The following is a 19265-nucleotide window of genomic DNA, read 5'->3' on the forward strand; positions in this document are numbered from 1 at the left end:
GCCTTCGTAGCATGGCCTTCAGGCCATGGAATCTATCTAATCAAATGCGGGGTTGTAGCATGGCCTTTAGGCCATGGAATTCATCAAATCAAATGCGGGGTTGTAGCACGGCCTTTAGGCCATGGAATCTATCAAATCACACGCGCGGGGTTAAAACACCCGCCTACAGGTGGAATCTATCAAATCACACGCGCGGGGTTAAAACACCCGCCTACAGGTGGAATCTATCTAATCACTTGCGGGGTTAAACCACCCGCCTACAGGTGGAATCTATCTAATCACTTGCGGGGCTAAAGCACCCGCCTACAGGGTTGAATCCATCAAATCACACGCGCGGGGTTAAAACACCCGCCTACAGGTGGAATGCGATATATCATGGTAAACGGGGGGTTGTAGCATGGCCTTTAGGCCATGGAATCCATCAAATCACACCCACGGGGTTAAAACACCCGCCTACAAGGGTAGGGGATCTAACTGATTAGAAAAGGGAATTACCGGTTTGATTAAACCGGTAATTTATAAGACTGCCAGAAATTTTCGAACAGGTCTTTAGGCATGATAGCGCCTGGTGTTTCTATTACTTTGCTTGCAGCTGCGCTAGCCGCTAAGGCAGAGGTTTTAGGATCGAAACCGGAAACTCGAGCACCAATATAAACGCCATTAAATGCATCGCCCGCTGAGGTGGTATCAACTACATTGTCATTGGGCACAATGGGGACAACCTCTCGGCCGCCTTCGTTGATGATGATGACGTTCTTCTCGCCTTGCTTCATCACCAATTCTTTTGGCGAATACTGCATGCACAACTCGATACATTGCTCAACGTCATCCATACCATAAAGCTTATCAAAGTCATCTACGCCAGGTAGTAATACATCGGCTATCTGGAACGCCTTTTCGATATTTAATTTCGCAATATCGGCAGAACGCCAAAGCTGAGGGCGGTAGTTAGGATCAAACGCAATCACCACGCCAGCCTGCTGCATTTCCTCTAGTTTCTGCCAGAACAAGGATCTTTCTTCATCCAACAAAATCGCTAAACTTATGCCTGAGAAGAAGAACATTCCGGTTTCATTTAACGCCAAGGATTGCTCAGAAGACAAAGCACTAACCATGCGCTTCGCGGCAGAATCACCACGCCAATAAATGAATGAGCGCTCACCAAAATCGTCAGTAATTACCATATAACTGCCAATATGATGTGAAGCTATCTTCGGGAGAAACTGGCTGCCGATGCTCTCATTGGATAGACGAGACACCAACTCACTACTGAGTTTGTCCATTCCTAAGCACGACATAAATTCAATGTCTAGCTCAGGAAAGGCACGTTTTAAATAGACACAAGAGTTATATAAATCGCCTGCAAATGACTTTCCAAGCTCATTCTCACTCTTGTTTACCAACTCAAGCATACACTCGCCTGCAAATACTAGCGGCCCGCTTACTTTAGTAAAAATATCCACTGACGGGTTATCGCTGGTATTTTCATTCTGATGTGACATTCATTGGTTCTCTATTTAATAAATATTATAAAAAGTCTTCTCTAAGCGGGCTGAAAACATCGATTAAAATGCCAGCTTTTTTGCATACTGCGCCGTGGTCAGCATGAGGTAGCATAAAAAAGCAATCGCCAGCTTTCAATAATTGTTTTTCTTCACCCACTTGCACTTCAAATTCACCGCTTTCAATATAGGTAACTTGAGAATGAGGATGGGCGTGAACATAACCAATCGCATTGTCGTCAAACCAGATTTTGGCCATCATAATTTGGTCGTTATAGCCCATTAATTGGCGTTTCATGCCGTTACCAATATCTTCAATTGGTTGTTTATCACCGTAAATAAACGCTTCGCTATGTGTCATATTTTTTCCCCAAGTTAATTTATGGTGGTATCTAATCAACTTAACCTAAAATTGTCAACCATTAATGCCCTCTTGTTGTTACCAATTTAAATTTTATTGGTAATAATCTTGGGGAGGTGTATGCTAGGTTAATTACCTTAGTTGTTAAGCAAGTGTAAAGATAGACAAGGTTTATCCTAACTAAGTATTAGTACAAACCTAGGTATAAGTAAAATAAACAGAAAAGCGAAATAATAATACTAAAGCTGTAGTGTTTGGGTGAGAGGTCATAAGATGAAAAATCGTCGCATGTTTTGGCAGATAGTCGAAAAAATCGAAGCGTTAATTGATTCCGGAAAGTATCCTCCCGGCAGTCGATTACCACCCGAACGTGAATTAGCTGAAACGTTTAACGTAAGCCGCCCTACTATTAGAGAAGCAATCATTGCTTTGGAAGTAAGGGAACGGGTAGACGTGAAAACAAGTTCTGGGGTTTACGTGCTGGAAAATCCTCAAAAAGCAGAACCTGAAGTAAAAGTCAGTGCCTTTGAATTAACCCAAGCAAGAGCATTAGTTGAAGGTGAAGCCGCAGCGTTAGCAGCAGCCTCAATTACCGAACAAGAACTGGCTGAATTAGAAGCCACTTTAGTTGCCATGGAAAAAGGCATTCAACCGGAAAAGGCCGATCGCCAGTTCCACCTCATCATATCCAAGGCAACGCGAAACAACGCGGTCTCTCTAGCGGTCGAAAAATTTTGGCAATTACGAGATTCAGAACCAGAGATTGTTAACGTCTACAAAAATGTCTGCAACCGCAGCGACAGCGACCGATTAGAAGAACATCGAAAGATATTCACCGCCCTAAAAAATCGAGATTCGGCCGAAGCAAGACAAGCAATGCATTATCATTTCAATCGATTAATCAATACATTATTCGAAATTAGCGAAGCTAAAGCCCTAGAAGAAGTGCGCAAACAATCGACCCAAACCCGCGATTTATATTCGTTGAATCATTTAGTCGATTAATCAATCCTCCCACCGTAGCATGGCCTTTAGGCCATGGAATCCCACAGGATTTCGCGGGGCTAAAGCGCCCGCCTACAAGGGCCATTCCTGTAGCATGGCCTTTAGGCCATGGAATGTGACATGGAATGTACCATGGAATCCCACAGGATTTCGCGGGGCTAAAGCGCCCGCCTACAAGAGGAATTCGTTCGATTCTTGCGGGGGTGAAACACCCGCTTACAAGAGGTATTCCAATGTAGCATGGCCTTCAGGCCATGGAATGTGCCATGCAATTCCACAGGATTCTTGCGGGGTTAAAACACCCGTCTACAGGGGGAAGTGCAAGTCATGTACAATAACATGGGATCAGAGGGGCTTCATGAGCTGGAATTCGTCTATTGTCACTTTGCCATCAAATGTGTTTTTAATCTTTTCTAGCACTGTATCAGTTGCGCTTACTTGATAACCTACGCTTTCATTACCTGCTATGACTTTAACACCATTAAAGTTGCTTAGTTCTTCACGCAGATTATCTATTGAAGCTGCACCATAAGCAGGCGCTATAACGTAAGTCATAAGTTGTCGCCTTTGGGTTTGCATCTGTTGAATTGCCATTTTTTCCTAAACACCGTATCTCACATTATAATACAGGAATGCTAAACTTCATATTATCCCCTAATTCCAAGGGTATTGATGTCGATTTAAGCTCATCAAGGGCGAGTGTAACTCTTGATATATCTCGGTTGCAACTATGATATGTTGAATTATTAGACAATTTAGCTGCCAATATCCCGCATAACATCGGAGAAGCGTATGACGTGCCGTAAATATCGACGTTGGGTGTTTGATCTAGCGTATCGATAATACCTGCACCGGCCGCGATATAATCCACGTTCTCACCATAATCGTTATTTGGCCAATAATAATAAGTATCATCGATATCTACAGCCTGTTGAGACCGTTCATGTTCATAACCGGGTGACGAAGGAGGACACGCCCCTTTTTTACCGAGAGCAACCGCCGTAACCACCTCGGCAAATCCCGCAGGATATTTGAGTTTTTTATTATCATTTCCACCGGCAACGACTATCACTGTTCCGTTTTTTCTAGCTTGCAGAATGACGCTTAACAAAAACTGCGGCTTTTTATCTAAGTCTCCTGCGCTAATGTTGATAATGTCACATTGATAATCTCTGGATAGTGTTAGTACCGCTGTCGCCACTTGGAGAGGATTCAATCTGGACACATCGGTTTCATCCATCGCACCAATAAAAAAGATTTCAGATCCTGGCGAAATACCTTCAAAACCCCCATCTTCAGTCTGTTTATTCGCTAACAAAGAACAACAATAACGCCCATGAGGATGCTCAGCTATATTCATTTCTTTAAGCTGTCCTTGCGGATCCATTTGTCCTAGATTCTTAATATGCTGAAGTGATTCATCTATTTCTAAGCATAAATCAATGACTCCAATTCTAATATTTTGTCCACGATTAATATCACTGCTAGTTATACCATGGGCACGGTGCCACCAACCTAAAGGACCCGTTTGGTCGATACGCTGCAAACGAATAGTAGAACCGCTAGGAGGGGCGTTTTGAGCATGACGCCAAAACCCTAGCGCAAAGGCTTTTATCTGAATATAGTCAATATCCTTTTCTTCTACGTCGGCAATTTTAAATGGTCGAAAATCTTTAAGCTGAATACTTTCTCCATTTTTCAAAAATACATAGAGGGTCGTTGTGATTTGTTCACCCTCATGGTTTAAGATGGTCAATTCATACATACTTTGATTCACTTCCTGTGGCTAGATTGATACATCTATTTTAGTTTGTTTTGTTCTTATTTTTATTACAGCATAAGGTATGTTGGCAAAAGGATCGAAACCGGTTTCTAAGTATTCGTTTATATCCATTTCTTTGGGGAGTGCGACCCCATAGGTGTTATAAAAAACAGGGTCATGCTCTTCAAATTGATGTTTATACTGTTTAGGTACAACAATACTAAATCCTTTGTTTATAACACCAATTTTTATCCGCGGATTTCCCAATAAATATTCATCTTGTGCATACTTTGAGAGGGCAAATACAAAACGCGGGCTCTTTAAAATCGGCTCCTGTTCTGCACTGAATTGATTAAATAATTCGTTAAGTACTTTTATAGCTTCATTCGCGATACCGGGGAAACCGAATGCGCTGGTGAGTTTTTTCCCTTGCTCACTTCCTAATAAACCAAATAAATCCTGCCACCATTTGGGTTTTTTATTTTCCATTATTTCTAAACTAAACTGCGCTAAACCGCCTCCAATTTGTATAGGCTGTCTGTTAAATAAGTCATTGGAGAAATTAGCACGAAGTTTGGTGGTATCTCTGGACTGTTTAGCTGCGTTACTAATATCCAAGCCCGCTGCAATCGACCAAAATAAGGGTTTTAACAGAGAATTAGAAGTACTGTCTTGTCCTATGTCCATTCTTAACGAAGCACCAATACTGTCTTCATCAACTTCGGCTGGATGGAAGGTGGCGAGCTCAGTTTTCAAAATAACATCCGGCTGATCTTCAGAGCCAATTATGTCAGGAACAGTTTCGTGAGGATCAAGCAATGCGTCACCTTCGAGTTTCGGATTAATATTGAAGATATGGCCCACTTGATCTTCGTCAATCAGATCTTTGTTTGACCTTCCCCTTTTTTCTTTAACACGAAAACTTCCGTCCATGGGTTTCATTTTCTGATTACTTTCAGAAAATGACTCGTCGATATTTCCTTCAACTTTATAATCTGACAACTCTCCAAACTTAGCCAATGTGCATCTCCCTATATTTGATTGCCACGGATTTTAAAACACCATTTTAAGTAAAGTCGATTTTGCACAAATTTCAATCAGATTTTACACTCGTAGTCAATCAGCGGCCATTCCTGTAGCATGGCCTTCAGGCCATGGAATGTGCCATGGAATCCCACAGGATTTCGCGGGGTTAAAGCGCCCGCCTACAAGGGGCATACCCTGTAGCATGGCCTTTAGGCCATGGAATGTGCCATGGAATCCCACAGGATTCTTGCGGGGTTAAAACGCCGGCCTACAAGGGCCATTCCTGTAGCATGGCCTTTAGGCCATGGAATGTGCCATGGAATCCCACAGGATTTCGCGGGGTTAAAACACCCGCCTACAAGAGGCATTCATTCGATTTTCGCGGGGCTAAAACACCCGCCTACAAGAGGCATTCATTTGATTTTCGCGGGGCTAAAGCGCCCGCCTACAAGGGGCATACCCTGTAGCATGGCCTTTAGGCCATGGAATGTGCCATGGAATCCCACAGGATTTTGCGGGGTTGAAACACCCGCCTACAAGAGGCATCCATTCGATTCTTGCGGGGTTAAAACACCCGCCTACAAGAGGCATTCATTTGATTTTCGCGGGGCTAAAGCGCCCGCCTACAAGGGCCATTCCTGTAGCATGGCCTTTAGGCCATGGAATCCCACATGATTTCGCGGGGCTAAAGCGCCCGCCTACAAGGGCCATTCCTGTAGCATGGCCTTTAGGCCATGGAATCCCACACGATTTCGCGGGGCTAAAACACCCGCCTACAAGGGCCATACCTCCGTAGCATGGCCTTTAGGCCATGGAAGGAGACATGGAATGTACGAACGATCCTTGCGGGGTTAAAACACCCGCCTACAGGCCATGAACGAACGATCTAACCTTCCATGGTTTTTCACGGGGCTAAAACCACCGCCTACAGGTGCATCTTTGACCAAATTAAGATAGAGTAGAAGGCATTAGTCGTTTGTTCCTAGCTAACTCATTGCATGTCATTTTTATCGCTGTTTAAACTACTCCGCTACCACAAAACCGCGCTAAGTCTCGCGGTACTGTTGATGATCGCAGAAAGCCTGATTAGCTTAAGCATTCCGTACTTTATCGGCCAGTTTTCAACTAGCATCTTAGATCAACAAAACGCATTTGGTTGGTCGATCGGTCAAATATGTTTGGCCTGGGTGGGCCTGATTATCTTACAAGCGGTTTTGCGTTTTGAATCTACGTTTAGAACCAACATCGTAGGCGCTGAGGTGCTAAACGACCTGAGTTGCCGACTCTACGACCACGTACAAATGCTGCCAATGGCCTATTTCAGTAACCGTAAAAAGGGCGAAATACTATCTCTTATCAGCAATGACGCCAACGTACTCAGCTACTTTTTATCTGGCGTACTGACAGGCCTGGTGCCTGCGGCACTTTTGGTTTTTGGTGCCATTATTATGATGGCGCAAATTAATCTCAGTATTGCGCTCATTATCATCATCACAGTGCCGGTGTTTTTAATCACGATCAAAATTGTCGGCAAAACCATCCGACCCATCTCTGAACAAGTCATAAAACACCAAGCAGGTGCCATTGCCATCGCCACCGAAAATTTTGGTTCAATGCAGCTGGTAAAAGCCTTTAATCGCCAAGGTATCGAGTCGAAAAAATTCCGCAAAAATGCCAATCAGGTACTTGATCTTAGAACCCGCTTATTACGAATCCAAGCGTTAATTTCGCCACTAATTCAGATGATTATCTCAATCGGCATCGTGTTCATTGTTGTGGTTAGCGCTTTGCATTATCAATCTGGTGAACTCACAATTCCCAGCCTCATTACGTTATTAATGTACGGCCTAGTGTTCGCAAAACCCATGAGCACCTTTGCGGGGCTTTACGGCCAATTGCAACAGGCTAGGGGATCTTCCACACGTATTTTGGAGGTATTTAATGTATCCCCCGAGTCTGATGATAAAGCGCAATTCGACCTAAACTGTGAACGCGGCAGTATTCAGTTTAACGATGTATCTTTTGCATATCATGCGTCAAGTCCCATCCTGAAGAACGTAGATGTAGTTTTTGACAGCGGCAGCGCCAGCATTATTTTGGGGCCAAATGGCGCTGGAAAAACCAGCTTAATTCATTTATTAATGCGTTTTATGGAACCCCAATCGGGCAACATTTATATCGATGATCAAGCCATTGCCGATTGCAGTTTAGTCTCACTGCGTAAAGCCATAGGTTTGGTTTCTCAAGATATCGCATTGTGTGATGGCAACATTTTAGACAACATAGCTTACGGTTTGCCGCAAGCCAGCGAAGCAGAAATAGTTGAGGCAGCCAAACTTGCCGGTGCAGACACCTTCATATCCGAGTTGAAAGACGGTTACTACACCAAAGTCGGGGAAAACGGTGTGCTGCTCTCCGGCGGCCAACGCCAGCGTATTTCATTAGCTCGCGCGCTGGTGATTAACCCGCAAATATTGCTCTTTGATGAACCAACATCGTTTACCGATGATGCCGGAAAACTGGAGTTTTCAAAGTTGTTGGCCAAATCATTGAAAGACAAAACCGTAATAATCGTGACTCACGACCAACAACTGTGTGAAGTCGCCGATAAAGTCTATAAAATACAGCAAGGAACTCTCGCGCTTGTGGAAAAAGAACCTTCGTAGTAATAGCGTGAATTTGCATAGCAGATCAGTCAAAACTAACACTGAATAGGACGTAAAATGCTGAATAGCAACACTAAATATAAACTTTCAGATAAAGCGTTATTTCAAAAAGTCGTTGATGAAACGGTGATATTAGACTCCATCAGCGGACAATATTACACCCTGGATCCCATTGGAACAGAAATGGTCGAAGCGCTAACCACTGGCAAGTCTGTGTCACAGGTGGTTGCTCTCATCGAACAAAGTTATGATGCCCAAGCTGAAAGTATCCAAGCCGATTTGGCAGAACTCATTAGTAAAATGAGCGACAAAGGATTACTAGAAGAAATTCAGTAGGAATCGAGATTTGATTAAGGGATGTGGGTGAAACAAGGGAAATGAAAATGATGCAACTGATCACCTCTCTACCCACCATAGTGCACGCCTATTGGTTATTGGCGAAATGGGATTGGCGAATATCCAAACAGCCCTACAAAAAATGGAAAAAGCATCTCGATTCAAGTTTGTCAGTTAGCAGTCCAAGCAACCAGTTTGACGCCTATCCACAGCAAAAATATCTTCAGCAATCAATCCTGTTTGCCAAAGTCACGCGACATCATTACCGACCAATGAATTGTTTACGTCGCTGCCTAGCGCTGCAAGAGCTGTTATTGAGCAAAAACATGCCGTCGAGATTACACATTGGCGTCAGATTCACCACCCCAAATCCATCACAAAGCCCCGCAATAGAACCAAGCACAGGCAAAACATTACAAGCCCATTCTTGGTTAACCATCAACGGATTTATCATTAACGACAGCAAAGAAGTGGTAAGTACCTACACAGAAATAACCAATAAAAGCCAATTTTTCCAAACAAGCATATCCTCCATGTAAACCGCCTGGGCAAACATATTACATTCCATGGCCTAAAGACTATGATACGGGCTTTTTTGTAGGCGGGCGCTTTAGCCCCGCGGGAATGTACAAGAATCCATGGCCTAAAGGCCATGCTACGGATTTTTTGTAGGCGGGTGTTTTAGCCCCGCGGGAATGTGCAAGAATCCGTGGCCTAAAGGCCATGCTACGGGGTTTTTTGTAGGCGGTTGCTTTAGCCCCGCGGGAACATACGAGATTCCATGGCCTAAAGGCCATGCTACGGTTTTTTTGTAGGCGGTTGCTTTAGCCCCGCGGGAACATACGAGATTCCATGGCCTAAAGGCCATGCTACGGTTTTTTTGTAAGCGGGCGTTTTAGCCCCGCGGGAATGTGCAAGAATCCATGGCCTAAAGGCCATGCTACATGGTTTTTATTGTAGGCGGGTGTTTTAGCCCCGCGCTCTAGCATTAAGAATCCATGGCCTAAAGACCATGCTACGGATTTTGAATTTTTGTACCTCATCTCATACTGAATCGACCTAAACTTAAAATTTGCCATTCCAAGGATTGAACAATGGCCAAAACCTTAACAAAGGGACGCCGCTCCATTACCGGACAGGTTTATTTAATAACGGCTTGTACAAAAAATCGCGAGCCCCTGTTTACCAATTTTAATCTTGCCAGAATCGTCGTAAATCACATGATGAAAGCGCAACAACGAGGACATTTAATCTTCGTAAGTTGGGTAATTATGCCGGACCATTTTCATTTTTTAATTTCCTTAGAAGGCGATTCAAATCTCAGTGATGTTATCGGTTACATCAAGGGCACCACGTCACACCAAATTTGCAAACGGTTAAATCGAAAAGGCGGAATTTGGCAAGCCGGATTTCACGACCACGCCATACGTAATGAGGAAAATGTAATCGATGCAGCACGATATATTGTTGCCAATCCATTAAGGGCAGGGATAGTCAAAAGCCTCAAACAATATCCCCATTGGGATTGCATTTACCTGTAGGCGGGTGTTTTAACCCCGCGCGAACATGTCAGATTCCACGGCCTAAAGGCCATGCTACGGGGGCATCGAACATACAAGAATCCATGGCCTAAAGGCCATGCTACGGGTTTTTTTGTAGGCGGGTGCTTTAGCCCCGAGGGAATGTGCAAGATTCTATGGCCTGAAGGCCATGCTACAGATTTTTTTGTAGGCGAGTGTTTTAGCCCCGCGGGAACATACGAGATTCCACGGCCTAAAGACCATGCTACGGATTTTATTGTAGGCGAGTGTTTTAGCCCCGCGGGAACATACGAGATTCCACGGCCTGAAGACCATGCTACGGGGTTTTTGTAGGCGGGTGTTTTAACCCCGCGGGAATATGCAAGATTCTATGGCCTAAAGGCCATGCTACGGGCCCCGCGGGAACATGCGAGATTCCATGGCCTGAAGACCATGCTACGGGGTTTTTGTAGGCGGGTGTTTTAACCCCGCGGGAATATGCAAGATTCTATGGCCTAAAGACCATGCTACGGGGTTTTTTGTAAGCGGGCGTTTTAGCCCCGCGGGAATGTGCAAGAATCCATGGCCTAAAGGCCATGCTACGGTTTTTATTGTAGGCGGTTGCTTTAGCCCCGCGCGAACGTGCAAGATTCCATGGCCTGAAGACCATGCTACGGTTTTTTTGTAGGCGGGTGTTTTAACCCCGCGCGAACGTGCAAGATTCTATGGCCTAAAGGCCATGCTACGGGGTTTTTATTGTAGGCGGGTGTTTTAACCCGCGGGAATATGCAAGAATCCATGGCCTAAAGGCCATGCTACAGCATGTGGGTTTGGTACCAGGATTGGGTTAAAATGGCGTATAACAAATCTACGTTCAATGAACCATTTGGTGAATCTACCACCTTATCGAAACTGGCTAACAAGCTTTGGTTATCGACTAAACCTAACTCTTCTAATCCTGGGTGGCTTAAAAGGGCGCGCAACTCGGTTTTATTTTCTCTCACCAAATTTGCGAAATGCTGATCAAATACCGTCTTATTCTGATCCCAACACACTGTTTTTGGCAAATGACTGTCCATGGCTTTGCGCAGCAAATACTTGGGATACCGGCCCTGAATATGTAATTTTTGCGGCACCGCAAAACTAAACTCCGCTATCTGTTTGTTGAAAAACGGATGATGCACGTCAATGCCTAAGGGATCACAAACTTGCTGATAAGAACGCATACTGTTAAATGTTGAGGTGGTAAACAAACCTTCGTAACGGGCGCGCTTTGCCCATTGTTTACTTTGCGCAAACGGATTGTGCTTCTCCACCGACTTCAACATCTCTTGCTGTTGTGGCCCTAACCACTGCGGAAAATGGTCGGCATCTACCGGCTGTTTACCCAACAAGGTTAACAAAGATGCTGGCAACAAAGGCTTAACCAACACTTGCAGCATTATAGTCAACGGCGACATACCTAATTGCTGCGCCGAATTATACACTTCTTTAATCACTCCCAGTTCACCATTGGCTAGCCTGTCACGGTAAGCAAAACTATGGCCCCAACACATCTCATCACCACCGTTGCCGGTAAATAAATGATGACCGCCCAATTGCTGAATCATTTCCGCTTCTTGAGTGTACTTAGGTGAAGCTACTACGCCAGGATTCTGCAACTGTGTTGGATAAAGCTGTGCAAAAGAAAGGTTATTAAATTGGTCAAGCTCGACAAAATGACTATGTTGCAATTTTAAAAAAGCACGCATCGCTTCAATTTTGTCTATTTCGTCGCAACTTTCGGTATTTCGATAAGTATGAGAGATGGAATGTAGCGCAAATTCTCCGGGTTCAACGCCATTGGCTGGCTCCTCAATCAACGAATTCAAAATTGAAGTGATTGACGTTGAATCCATACCGCCGCTCATCTGACTAAAGATAGGCTCTGGCGCTTTACCTACTTTAGCTACCGGCCTTTCACCTAGTTTGGCTACCGGCTTCTCACCTAGTTTGGCTACCGGCAGTTCAGCTTCAACACTTTGCTTTAATACGTCATAAAACGCCTGCTGATATTCGAGTTCACTGGCTAAAATCAACGATTTACTCGGATCTATGTCCCAAAAACGCTCTACGCTTAATTGCTTATTGGCAGTTAAACAAGCCGTATGCGCAAAAGGCAATTGATCAATATTACTAAACATCGATCGATTGGGATCGGGACGGCCGGCTAACCACTGAAGTATTGAAATTTTATCCACTTCAGGTTTACGCAATGATGTCATCAATGCCAAATCACTGGTCACCAAAAAACAATCGTCGAGCCAGGCGTAATATAGTGTGCGAGGGTTAAACGCTGAACTACTAAAGCGTAAGGTTGCGGATGCTTGATCCCAAGATATAAGATTGAAGCTGGTGTTTAAGCTTTTGATCATCTGCAAGTGATTTTGATCGCTCAAGTTCGTAGGATCGCGATCTTTTAGTGCAGAGCCGCACGGGTTAGGTGCATTTTTGCTGTCTATTCTTCCCAGGTTTACATGGTTAAAGTCGAGATTATTTACACCATGAATTGCACTTTCTAGGTTTCCAATCTCACCAAGAATTACGCTAATATTTGTGTTGGTATTTATTATGTAACTATTTGAAATTAATGAACTATTTAGATTTTTATAAAACCCTGAAATAGCATCTAAATAAAACGCTGTTTTAGACCCAAAAAGAGCAAAAATCGATTTCATATAATCTTTAGACCTAAATAAATTACAACAATCCGTTAAATTAAACTGTACTATACGCCAAATGTCACGTAGCTGTCATATCAATTGGTTTTATAACCTTTTGTTTACATTAGCTTTTTTCTGTCAAATTTTTTTACAGATCAATTTTGATTTAACATTTTTTTAACGTGACTTTTTGTTTAAGTATATGATAAATATGGATTTATTATTTTCTGGAATAGCTTTTGCATTTACTTTGGCAGTAGTAATAGCAAATTTTGCATATTCACAGATTTCAAAGTTCAACGAACGAACTAGTTAAGGAGCATCACATGATTAAGAAAATTATTGCGGGATTGTCATTAATAGGTATGAGCCTTAGCGCTCAGTCAGCTCTTTTAATCGATGAGTCAAACATCACTGGTGCTGATATGGGCGGTATCTCTGTAACAGCAATGTTCAGTGATGGAACTACAGATACAGGTATTTGGTCAGCGTTTCCTGACGTTATTTTAGGTACTGGCGACCCAATTGCTGATGCTGAAGGTTTTTCTGGTGGTGTAGTCACCTCAACTTGGTCTTTGACTCAACAAGGCTTCAGTAGCGGTAACGTTGCTCCAAGTGGTGATATTTATGGTGCATGGACTCTAACTAACTTAGCTTCTGCATCTGCAATTGTCGGCTTTAGCATTGATGGTTCAGTTGCTAATGTTGCTTTTGATATCGACTCTGGTAGCGAAGTCACTCCTTACTCAGGTGTGGGTGTTGCATTTGCTTCAGCAACAAGCGTTGATTCAGTAACGTATAGCGATCAACTAAATGCCGCTTACGGTGATTTGTTTTTTGCACTTGAAGTATTATTCGGTTCATCAGAACTAGCGATTGATGAAGAACTAGTTTTCGTAGCGGATACTGAAACTGTAAAAGTACCAGAGCCAGCTACTACTGCGATGATCTTAACTGGTTTATTGTTTGGCGCAGCGCGTCTACGTTCTAGAAAATAGTATCAGAATAAATAATTAGGGAGACACGTCATGAATGAAGTAAATGTAAACGATAACGTTAGTGGCAAGAAGCCCTATACTAAGCCAGAGTTAACCAATCCAGGTAACCTAGCTGAATTGACTCAAGGTTATGCGGGTAGCATTCCTGATGAGCAAGGCGGACACACTAAGCGTAATCCTTTTACGGGTTAATCTTTAGTCTGCGAAAGCGACTACCTTAGATTCAAATCAGGATTGAACAGAGGCACTAGTCACCAATGCAAGATAAATATTATTCAACGCCGCTTCATGGCGTTGAATGTTTTTTAGCTGATGCTACTTGCACTGGTGATAAAACTGAACTCTGTGAATTGGCTGTTGAACTCGCTTTTGAAGCGGTTAGCATTGACGCAAATCAGCAGCCAATATGGACGTTAAAAGATCAGGGATTGAGATACTTCAGTGAGTTAAATCTCTACCCCCATTCTTGTCCCCCAGATGTTTCTAACCTTTCACTTTCTAATGCTGACAATACAAGCCAAGAAGTAAAGCAGGCTACGCCAGCACTTCCAAGCTACATACTTAGCGTTAATTGTGAAGGCAAAGGTCGCTTTCTAATCCAACAACACAAAATAACCATTGATTGGGATGAAGGTACATCTTCCTCCCATTATTTTCAGACCCTAGCGTTAGCGCTCTGGTTAGAAACTCAGCATGTACCTTGTATACATGCAAATGCCTTAAAGCGAGCAGATAAAACCTTTGCGCTAGTGGCAAATAGCGGCACAGGTAAATCAACGTTAAGTGCAAAGTTACAACAAACTGGATGTGAATGGCTAACTGATGATATGATCGCGCTGCATCAAGTTGGTGCAAGTATAAGATCAGGGAACGCCCCAAAAGTTTACCCCAGTTGGCCAATTGCACGCATGTGGCCCGATTCAGTCGAAAATGCCCTCGGTGGTGAGGTAGCTGTATTAAGGAAAGTACATAACCGCTTTGATAAACGTTTGATTGAAATGCCAGAGTTGACCGAAGAAAGTAAACATTCTTCAGAATTATCAACAATATATATTCTTAATAGAACTGTAACAGATAACCACGATAATAAACCGCACTGTCGAATTGAAACTATCAATTCAAGTCAGGCATTAATCTTGCTTTTACAGAACAGTATATTGGGAAATGCCTATTCGGCATTAGAACTAGAAGCCGACAGAATACGCCAACTGTCCATTTTGGTTCAAACAACAAAAGTAAAAATGATCACTTACTCTAGTGGTAAGGAAAATTTGGATTTCGTAAGTAAGGCTATTTTAGAAGACTTGGATACACTCCAACTCCATTCAACTTCTTAAACAGTAAAGGAACTAGATAAATGAACATGCAAAGTGGTATGGTTAAAAACAATACCAACAAGTTTGCGGCCGCTTATCGACTTGTTGACGTAGTAGTGATTCAATTCGCACTTTTTGGTGCGGTATTCGTTTACGGTTTAGATTATACAAAAGATTATTTTACCCTTTCTCTTATCGGTTCGGTGAGCTTTGCGTTAGTTGCTGAATCTTTTGCCCTATATCGTTCTTGGCGCGCCGGCTTTTTCAAACAGATCGTATTTTACACTTTCCTGTGTTGGGCCTGCGCCTGCATGTTAATTCTTGCCTATTTGTTTTTCTTTAAAATCGCCGAAGACTATTCACGCTTTGCTTTAGCCATTTGGTTTTCCATGGCATTTATGGCGCTAATTGGCTGGCGTATTATGTTTCAGCTATTCCTGCATAATATGCGCCGCAAAGGGTATAACACCCGCAGTATTGCTATTTTTGGTTTGTCTGAAAAAGGCATACGTTTAGCCAATGAAGTCATGAAAAACCCTGAAACCGGTTATCGATTAACGGCGGTATTTGATGATCGTGGCCCAGAACGCTTAAATGACGACTATCACTATTTGCTACACGGTAACGTCGAAAAAGGCATCGACTGTGCCAAGCGCGGCCTATACGACGTTATCTATATTGCCTTACCCATTAAAGCTCAGCATCGCATACAAGAAATGCTCTATCAATTAGGGGATACCACAGCTAACGTACACGTTGTTCCTGATTTATTTATGTATTGCCTGATGCACGGTGAAATGTCACACGTGGGCGGCGTACAAACTATTAGCGTATACGACAACCCTATGCAAGGCGGCGTGGCAATCGTAAAACGTTTAGAAGATATATTTTTGTCTACTGCCATTTTAAGCCTGATCGCCATTCCAATGTTAGCCATAGCTGCAGCCGTAAAGCTTACCTCCAAAGGGCCGATTATTTTCAAACAAGACCGTTATGGCCTAAACGGTAAAAAAATCAAGGTATGGAAGTTCCGTTCTATGACGGTAACGGAAAACTCCGACAACGTGGTACAAGCCAAAAAAGGTGACAGCCGCATTACCAAAGTCGGTTCATTTTTACGTAGAACCTCACTCGACGAACTACCGCAATTTATTAACGTGCTAAAAGGCGATATGTCGGTGATTGGCCCTCGTCCTCACGCCGTAAAACACAACGAAGAGTATAGAAAGTTAGTGGATTACTACATGCTGCGCCACAAAGTAAAACCTGGCATCACTGGCTGGGCACAAGTGAACGGCTGGCGCGGTGAAACCGACACGGTAGACAAAATGAAAATGCGCATCGAATACGACCTCGAATACATTCGCAATTGGTCACTATGGATGGATTTTAAAATTGTTGTTTTTACAGTATTTCGTAGTTTTACTGACAAGAATGCGTATTGATTTATAAGGATTAGATTTTGAAGTTTCTTGTTACTGGCGCAGCAGGCTTTATCGGGATGCATACTTGCTTAAGGCTCTTAAAAGAAGGTCATGAGATAGTAGGAGTAGACAATTTAAATGCTTATTACAGCGTAACTCTAAAAGAATATAGACTTAAACAACTAGAGCCTTTTGAAAGTTTTCGTTTTATTAAGATGGATATTAGTGATAGGCATGCAATTTCAGACTTGTTCAAAAGAGAACAATTTCATAGAGTAATTCACCTAGCAGCGCAAGCAGGTGTTAGATATTCAATTGAAGCCCCTTTTGATTATGTTGATAGTAACTTAATAGGTATGATGACAATCTTAGAAGGGTGTCGACATAATAACGTCGAACATCTGATATATGCATCTTCCAGTTCTGTTTACGGGATGAACCCCAAGGTTCCGTTTTCAACGGATGACAGCGTTGATCATCCCGTTTCTCTATATGCAGCGACTAAAAAATCAAATGAATTGATGGCACATTCGTATTCCCATTTATATAACATTCCTACTACAGGGCTAAGATTTTTTACGGTATATGGACCCGCGGGTAGACCTGATATGGCTCCTTGGCTTTTTACCGAAGCAATAATCAAAGGTGAGCCAATCAAAGTGTTCAATAATGGAGAAATGGAGCGAGATTTTACATATATTGATGACATAGTAGAGGGGATTACTCGAATTCAAAACGAAATACCAACTATCGATGTTAATAATGACTTAAGTAGCCCGTCTTCAAGTACAGCACCCTATCGAGTTTTTAATATAGGTAATAACAGCAGTGTAAAGCTTGGCGACTTTATTTCTGCTATAGAAACTTCCTGTGGGAAAGGAGCAGAAAAGATCATGTTGCCGATGCAGCCCGGCGATGTGAAGAAGACTTATGCTGATATTGCTAGTTTGATGAAGGTTATTAATTATAAACCTAAAACGAATATTTGTGATGGCGTTTCAGAATTCGTTAAATGGTATAAGTCATATAGTACATATCAATAAAAATATATTAAACGATATAAACACACTGGCAATAATGCTCAATAAAATTAACCCGGTACTAGTACTTCAACTAAGTGAATTAATGTAAGTGAAAAGTCGTCAACTCAGCGAAAAGCGGAAAATGTTATATAATGCAACTACAAATTACATTTACTTCTTCCTATTTGCTTTTCTTAATTTCTTACTTAACCCTATTTTTGTAGGACTTCTCGGTACTTATTATTTTGCTATTTGGAAAACTTCTCTAAAGGTATTTGATTTTTTAACTATGTTTGATGGTAGGGCTTCCCAATCTATAAAATGGGTAATAGCTCAACAAAGGAAAAATAAGTTACTTGAGAAACAGTTTAAAAGAGCCGTATTTGAAGCCTTATCGGTAACACTTAAAGCGCTTCCTTACTATATTCTAGTACTTCTAACTTGTTCATTTACTGTTAATTATCTTTTTGAGGACTTTGTTGAAGAGGACTTTCTTCTTGTTTCGGTTTTTGGATTGTTATTAAGTTTACATTTTTTAATTAATTTGATGTGTGAAGTAATTGACGGGGTTTTTGTCGGTATGAATGAGGCATACAAAAGTAAAAGCTTGAAACTGTTGTTTTTGATTTTCCTTAATCTTTTTATTGTATTGAATTTAATCGCTGGTTTTGGAATTATCGGTATCGCGTTATCATATTTGATATCGACTACTTTACTTCTACTTATCCTAATATTTTTACTCAAGAGTGAGTTTGATTGGTTTAAATTAAAAAGTCTTGGCGAAATAAATCGCGAAAAGACAGTAATACAACCTTTTAGTAAATGGATGTCTGTTTGGGGTTTTTCCGATAAACTTTTTGTAACCCAAGAGCTTTTCTGTATTTCAATTTTACTTGGTACAACAGCAGTTACTTCTTTTATATTTTCTAGTTTTATCCAAGTTTTTTCTCTGTCAGTTACACTTTTGATTGGTTCAGCGGTTATGCCCTATTTGGCAAATGGAAACAAAACAGAGGGGCATTCTAACTTTATAAACGGGATCAAAGTTTACAAAGAAATACTATATTTCATCACAAGTATACTTTTTGGTTATATGGTGATCTTTAATGCTAGTTTTGTCTTTTTGTGGATAGGTTCTGATCATTATGTCGGGCAAATAGAAAACTTTTTGCTTAGTTTGCTGTTCGTTTTTATTTCATTAATACGTAGTGATTCTCAAGTAGGTAATTTGTCTTTGGACTTAAAGAGTAGAGCGTTATGGTCTTTAATTTTCTGCATTGGAGCTTTTCTTTTTGTTTATATTCTATTCGATTTTTATCCAAATATGATCACCATTTTGACTGTTATTTTAGCATTTAGATGTCTTTTTTATGTTACACAACGAGAACTAGTATACAAAGAAATAAAAGGAGTAGGTTCAGGCGCTAAATTAGTGTGTGTAATATTCTTTTTATCACCCTTAGTAATGTATTTGGGGAGTAATTATTTAGCCGAGTCTTGGTTAAACTTATTTATTATGTCTACTTTGTATTCGGTAATTTTTTCCGCAATATATTATTTGTTCATTCTTGACTCGTCTAGTCGCTCTTTTGTCTTTACGATGTTTCGGAAGGTTATTGGTTGAG

Annotated in this window: 17 protein-coding genes; 11 read left to right on the forward strand and 6 right to left on the reverse strand. The window is 41.9% G+C overall.

The window, feature by feature from the left end; translation table 11 throughout:
* Window positions 1-503: 503 nt before the first annotated feature.
* On the reverse strand, window positions 504-1502 hold the full coding sequence (locus tag VUI23_RS01435) for a sugar kinase (RefSeq protein ID WP_216050587.1): 999 nt from the start codon (window positions 1500-1502) through the stop codon (window positions 504-506).
* Window positions 1503-1527: 25 nt separating this feature from the next.
* Window positions 1528-1863: a cupin domain-containing protein gene (locus tag VUI23_RS01440; RefSeq protein WP_216050586.1), complete on the reverse strand. Its 336-nt coding sequence runs from the start codon at window positions 1861-1863 to the stop codon at window positions 1528-1530.
* 273 nt (window positions 1864-2136) lie between these two features.
* On the opposite strand from VUI23_RS01440, the gene VUI23_RS01445 reads away from it, so the two are divergent.
* Complete coding sequence (locus VUI23_RS01445) at window positions 2137-2868, forward strand: FadR/GntR family transcriptional regulator (RefSeq protein WP_342806441.1); 732 nt, start codon at window positions 2137-2139, stop codon at window positions 2866-2868.
* A 345-nt stretch (window positions 2869-3213) separates the two neighbouring features.
* Here the strand turns inward: VUI23_RS01445 and VUI23_RS01450 are convergent, their stop codons facing one another.
* Genes VUI23_RS01450 through VUI23_RS01460 form a run of 3 tightly spaced genes read right to left on the reverse strand, consistent with a single transcriptional unit; the run spans window position 3214 to window position 5650 of the window.
* On the reverse strand, window positions 3214-3462 hold the full coding sequence (locus tag VUI23_RS01450) for a hypothetical protein (protein WP_342806443.1): 249 nt from the start codon (window positions 3460-3462) through the stop codon (window positions 3214-3216).
* A gap of 25 nt (window positions 3463-3487) precedes the next feature.
* Entirely contained in the window at window positions 3488-4633 is a 1146-nt protein-coding gene (locus tag VUI23_RS01455) for a S8/S53 family peptidase (RefSeq protein ID WP_342806445.1), read from the reverse strand.
* Window positions 4634-4654: 21 nt separating this feature from the next.
* Window positions 4655-5650 carry a hypothetical protein gene (locus tag VUI23_RS01460; protein ID WP_342806447.1) on the reverse strand — a complete coding sequence of 332 codons (996 nt, stop codon included), beginning with the start codon at window positions 5648-5650 and terminating at the stop codon, window positions 4655-4657.
* Window positions 5651-6654: 1004 nt separating this feature from the next.
* On the opposite strand from VUI23_RS01460, the gene VUI23_RS01465 reads away from it, so the two are divergent.
* The 4 genes from VUI23_RS01465 (at window position 6655) to VUI23_RS01480 (ending at window position 10199) form a co-directional block, all read left to right on the forward strand.
* Window positions 6655-8322, forward strand: coding sequence for an ABC transporter ATP-binding protein (locus tag VUI23_RS01465; RefSeq protein ID WP_342806449.1), 1668 nt, complete (start codon window positions 6655-6657; stop codon window positions 8320-8322).
* Window positions 8323-8379: 57 nt separating this feature from the next.
* Window positions 8380-8658, forward strand: coding sequence for a PqqD family protein (locus VUI23_RS01470; RefSeq protein ID WP_342806451.1), 279 nt, complete (start codon window positions 8380-8382; stop codon window positions 8656-8658).
* A gap of 47 nt (window positions 8659-8705) precedes the next feature.
* Complete coding sequence (locus VUI23_RS01475; RefSeq protein WP_342806453.1) at window positions 8706-9197, forward strand: lasso peptide biosynthesis B2 protein; 492 nt, start codon at window positions 8706-8708, stop codon at window positions 9195-9197.
* A gap of 555 nt (window positions 9198-9752) precedes the next feature.
* Window positions 9753-10199: a transposase gene (locus VUI23_RS01480; RefSeq protein WP_342806455.1), complete on the forward strand. Its 447-nt coding sequence runs from the start codon at window positions 9753-9755 to the stop codon at window positions 10197-10199.
* A gap of 794 nt (window positions 10200-10993) precedes the next feature.
* On the opposite strand, the gene VUI23_RS01485 is transcribed toward VUI23_RS01480, so the two are convergent.
* Window positions 10994-12895, reverse strand: a complete 1902-nt coding sequence (locus VUI23_RS01485) for an asparagine synthase-related protein (RefSeq protein ID WP_342806457.1) — start codon at window positions 12893-12895, stop codon at window positions 10994-10996.
* 311 nt (window positions 12896-13206) lie between these two features.
* On the opposite strand from VUI23_RS01485, the gene VUI23_RS01490 reads away from it, so the two are divergent.
* From VUI23_RS01490 to VUI23_RS01515, 6 genes are all read left to right on the forward strand, one after another.
* Window positions 13207-13878, forward strand: a complete 672-nt coding sequence (locus tag VUI23_RS01490) for a PEP-CTERM sorting domain-containing protein (RefSeq protein WP_342806459.1) — start codon at window positions 13207-13209, stop codon at window positions 13876-13878.
* 30 nt (window positions 13879-13908) lie between these two features.
* Window positions 13909-14070, forward strand: a complete 162-nt coding sequence (locus VUI23_RS01495) for a lasso RiPP family leader peptide-containing protein (protein WP_342806461.1) — start codon at window positions 13909-13911, stop codon at window positions 14068-14070.
* A 65-nt stretch (window positions 14071-14135) separates the two neighbouring features.
* On the forward strand, window positions 14136-15215 hold the full coding sequence (locus VUI23_RS01500; protein WP_342806463.1) for a hypothetical protein: 1080 nt from the start codon (window positions 14136-14138) through the stop codon (window positions 15213-15215).
* A gap of 20 nt (window positions 15216-15235) precedes the next feature.
* Window positions 15236-16639, forward strand: a complete 1404-nt coding sequence (locus VUI23_RS01505) for an undecaprenyl-phosphate glucose phosphotransferase (protein ID WP_342806465.1) — start codon at window positions 15236-15238, stop codon at window positions 16637-16639.
* 17 nt (window positions 16640-16656) lie between these two features.
* Complete coding sequence (locus VUI23_RS01510) at window positions 16657-17661, forward strand: NAD-dependent epimerase (protein ID WP_342806466.1); 1005 nt, start codon at window positions 16657-16659, stop codon at window positions 17659-17661.
* Window positions 17662-17749: 88 nt separating this feature from the next.
* Entirely contained in the window at window positions 17750-19264 is a 1515-nt protein-coding gene (locus VUI23_RS01515) for a hypothetical protein (protein ID WP_342806468.1), read from the forward strand.
* Window position 19265: the final 1 nt, after the last annotated feature.

The sequence above is a fragment of the Alteromonas sp. M12 genome, assembly GCF_037478005.1.
GTDB classification, from domain to species: Bacteria; Pseudomonadota; Gammaproteobacteria; order Enterobacterales; family Alteromonadaceae; genus Aliiglaciecola; species Aliiglaciecola lipolytica_A.

What these genes read in the sequence shown, in the direction of transcription:
- VUI23_RS01440 (WP_216050586.1), bottom strand. Translation starts at nt 1,863, where the DNA reads ATGACACATAGCGAAGCGTTTATTTACGGTGATAAACAACCAATTGAA.
- VUI23_RS01470 (WP_342806451.1), top strand. Translation starts at nt 8,380, where the DNA reads ATGCTGAATAGCAACACTAAATATAAACTTTCAGATAAAGCGTTATTT.
- VUI23_RS01500 (WP_342806463.1), top strand. Translation starts at nt 14,136, where the DNA reads ATGCAAGATAAATATTATTCAACGCCGCTTCATGGCGTTGAATGTTTT.
- VUI23_RS01445 (WP_342806441.1), top strand. Translation starts at nt 2,137, where the DNA reads ATGAAAAATCGTCGCATGTTTTGGCAGATAGTCGAAAAAATCGAAGCG.
- VUI23_RS01455 (WP_342806445.1), bottom strand. Translation starts at nt 4,633, where the DNA reads ATGTATGAATTGACCATCTTAAACCATGAGGGTGAACAAATCACAACG.
- VUI23_RS01490 (WP_342806459.1), top strand. Translation starts at nt 13,207, where the DNA reads ATGATTAAGAAAATTATTGCGGGATTGTCATTAATAGGTATGAGCCTT.
- VUI23_RS01480 (WP_342806455.1), top strand. Translation starts at nt 9,753, where the DNA reads ATGGCCAAAACCTTAACAAAGGGACGCCGCTCCATTACCGGACAGGTT.
- VUI23_RS01485 (WP_342806457.1), bottom strand. Translation starts at nt 12,895, where the DNA reads ATGAAATCGATTTTTGCTCTTTTTGGGTCTAAAACAGCGTTTTATTTA.
- VUI23_RS01505 (WP_342806465.1), top strand. Translation starts at nt 15,236, where the DNA reads ATGAACATGCAAAGTGGTATGGTTAAAAACAATACCAACAAGTTTGCG.
- VUI23_RS01450 (WP_342806443.1), bottom strand. Translation starts at nt 3,462, where the DNA reads ATGGCAATTCAACAGATGCAAACCCAAAGGCGACAACTTATGACTTAC.
- VUI23_RS01475 (WP_342806453.1), top strand. Translation starts at nt 8,706, where the DNA reads ATGATGCAACTGATCACCTCTCTACCCACCATAGTGCACGCCTATTGG.
- VUI23_RS01495 (WP_342806461.1), top strand. Translation starts at nt 13,909, where the DNA reads ATGAATGAAGTAAATGTAAACGATAACGTTAGTGGCAAGAAGCCCTAT.
- VUI23_RS01435 (WP_216050587.1), bottom strand. Translation starts at nt 1,502, where the DNA reads ATGTCACATCAGAATGAAAATACCAGCGATAACCCGTCAGTGGATATT.
- VUI23_RS01465 (WP_342806449.1), top strand. Translation starts at nt 6,655, where the DNA reads ATGTCATTTTTATCGCTGTTTAAACTACTCCGCTACCACAAAACCGCG.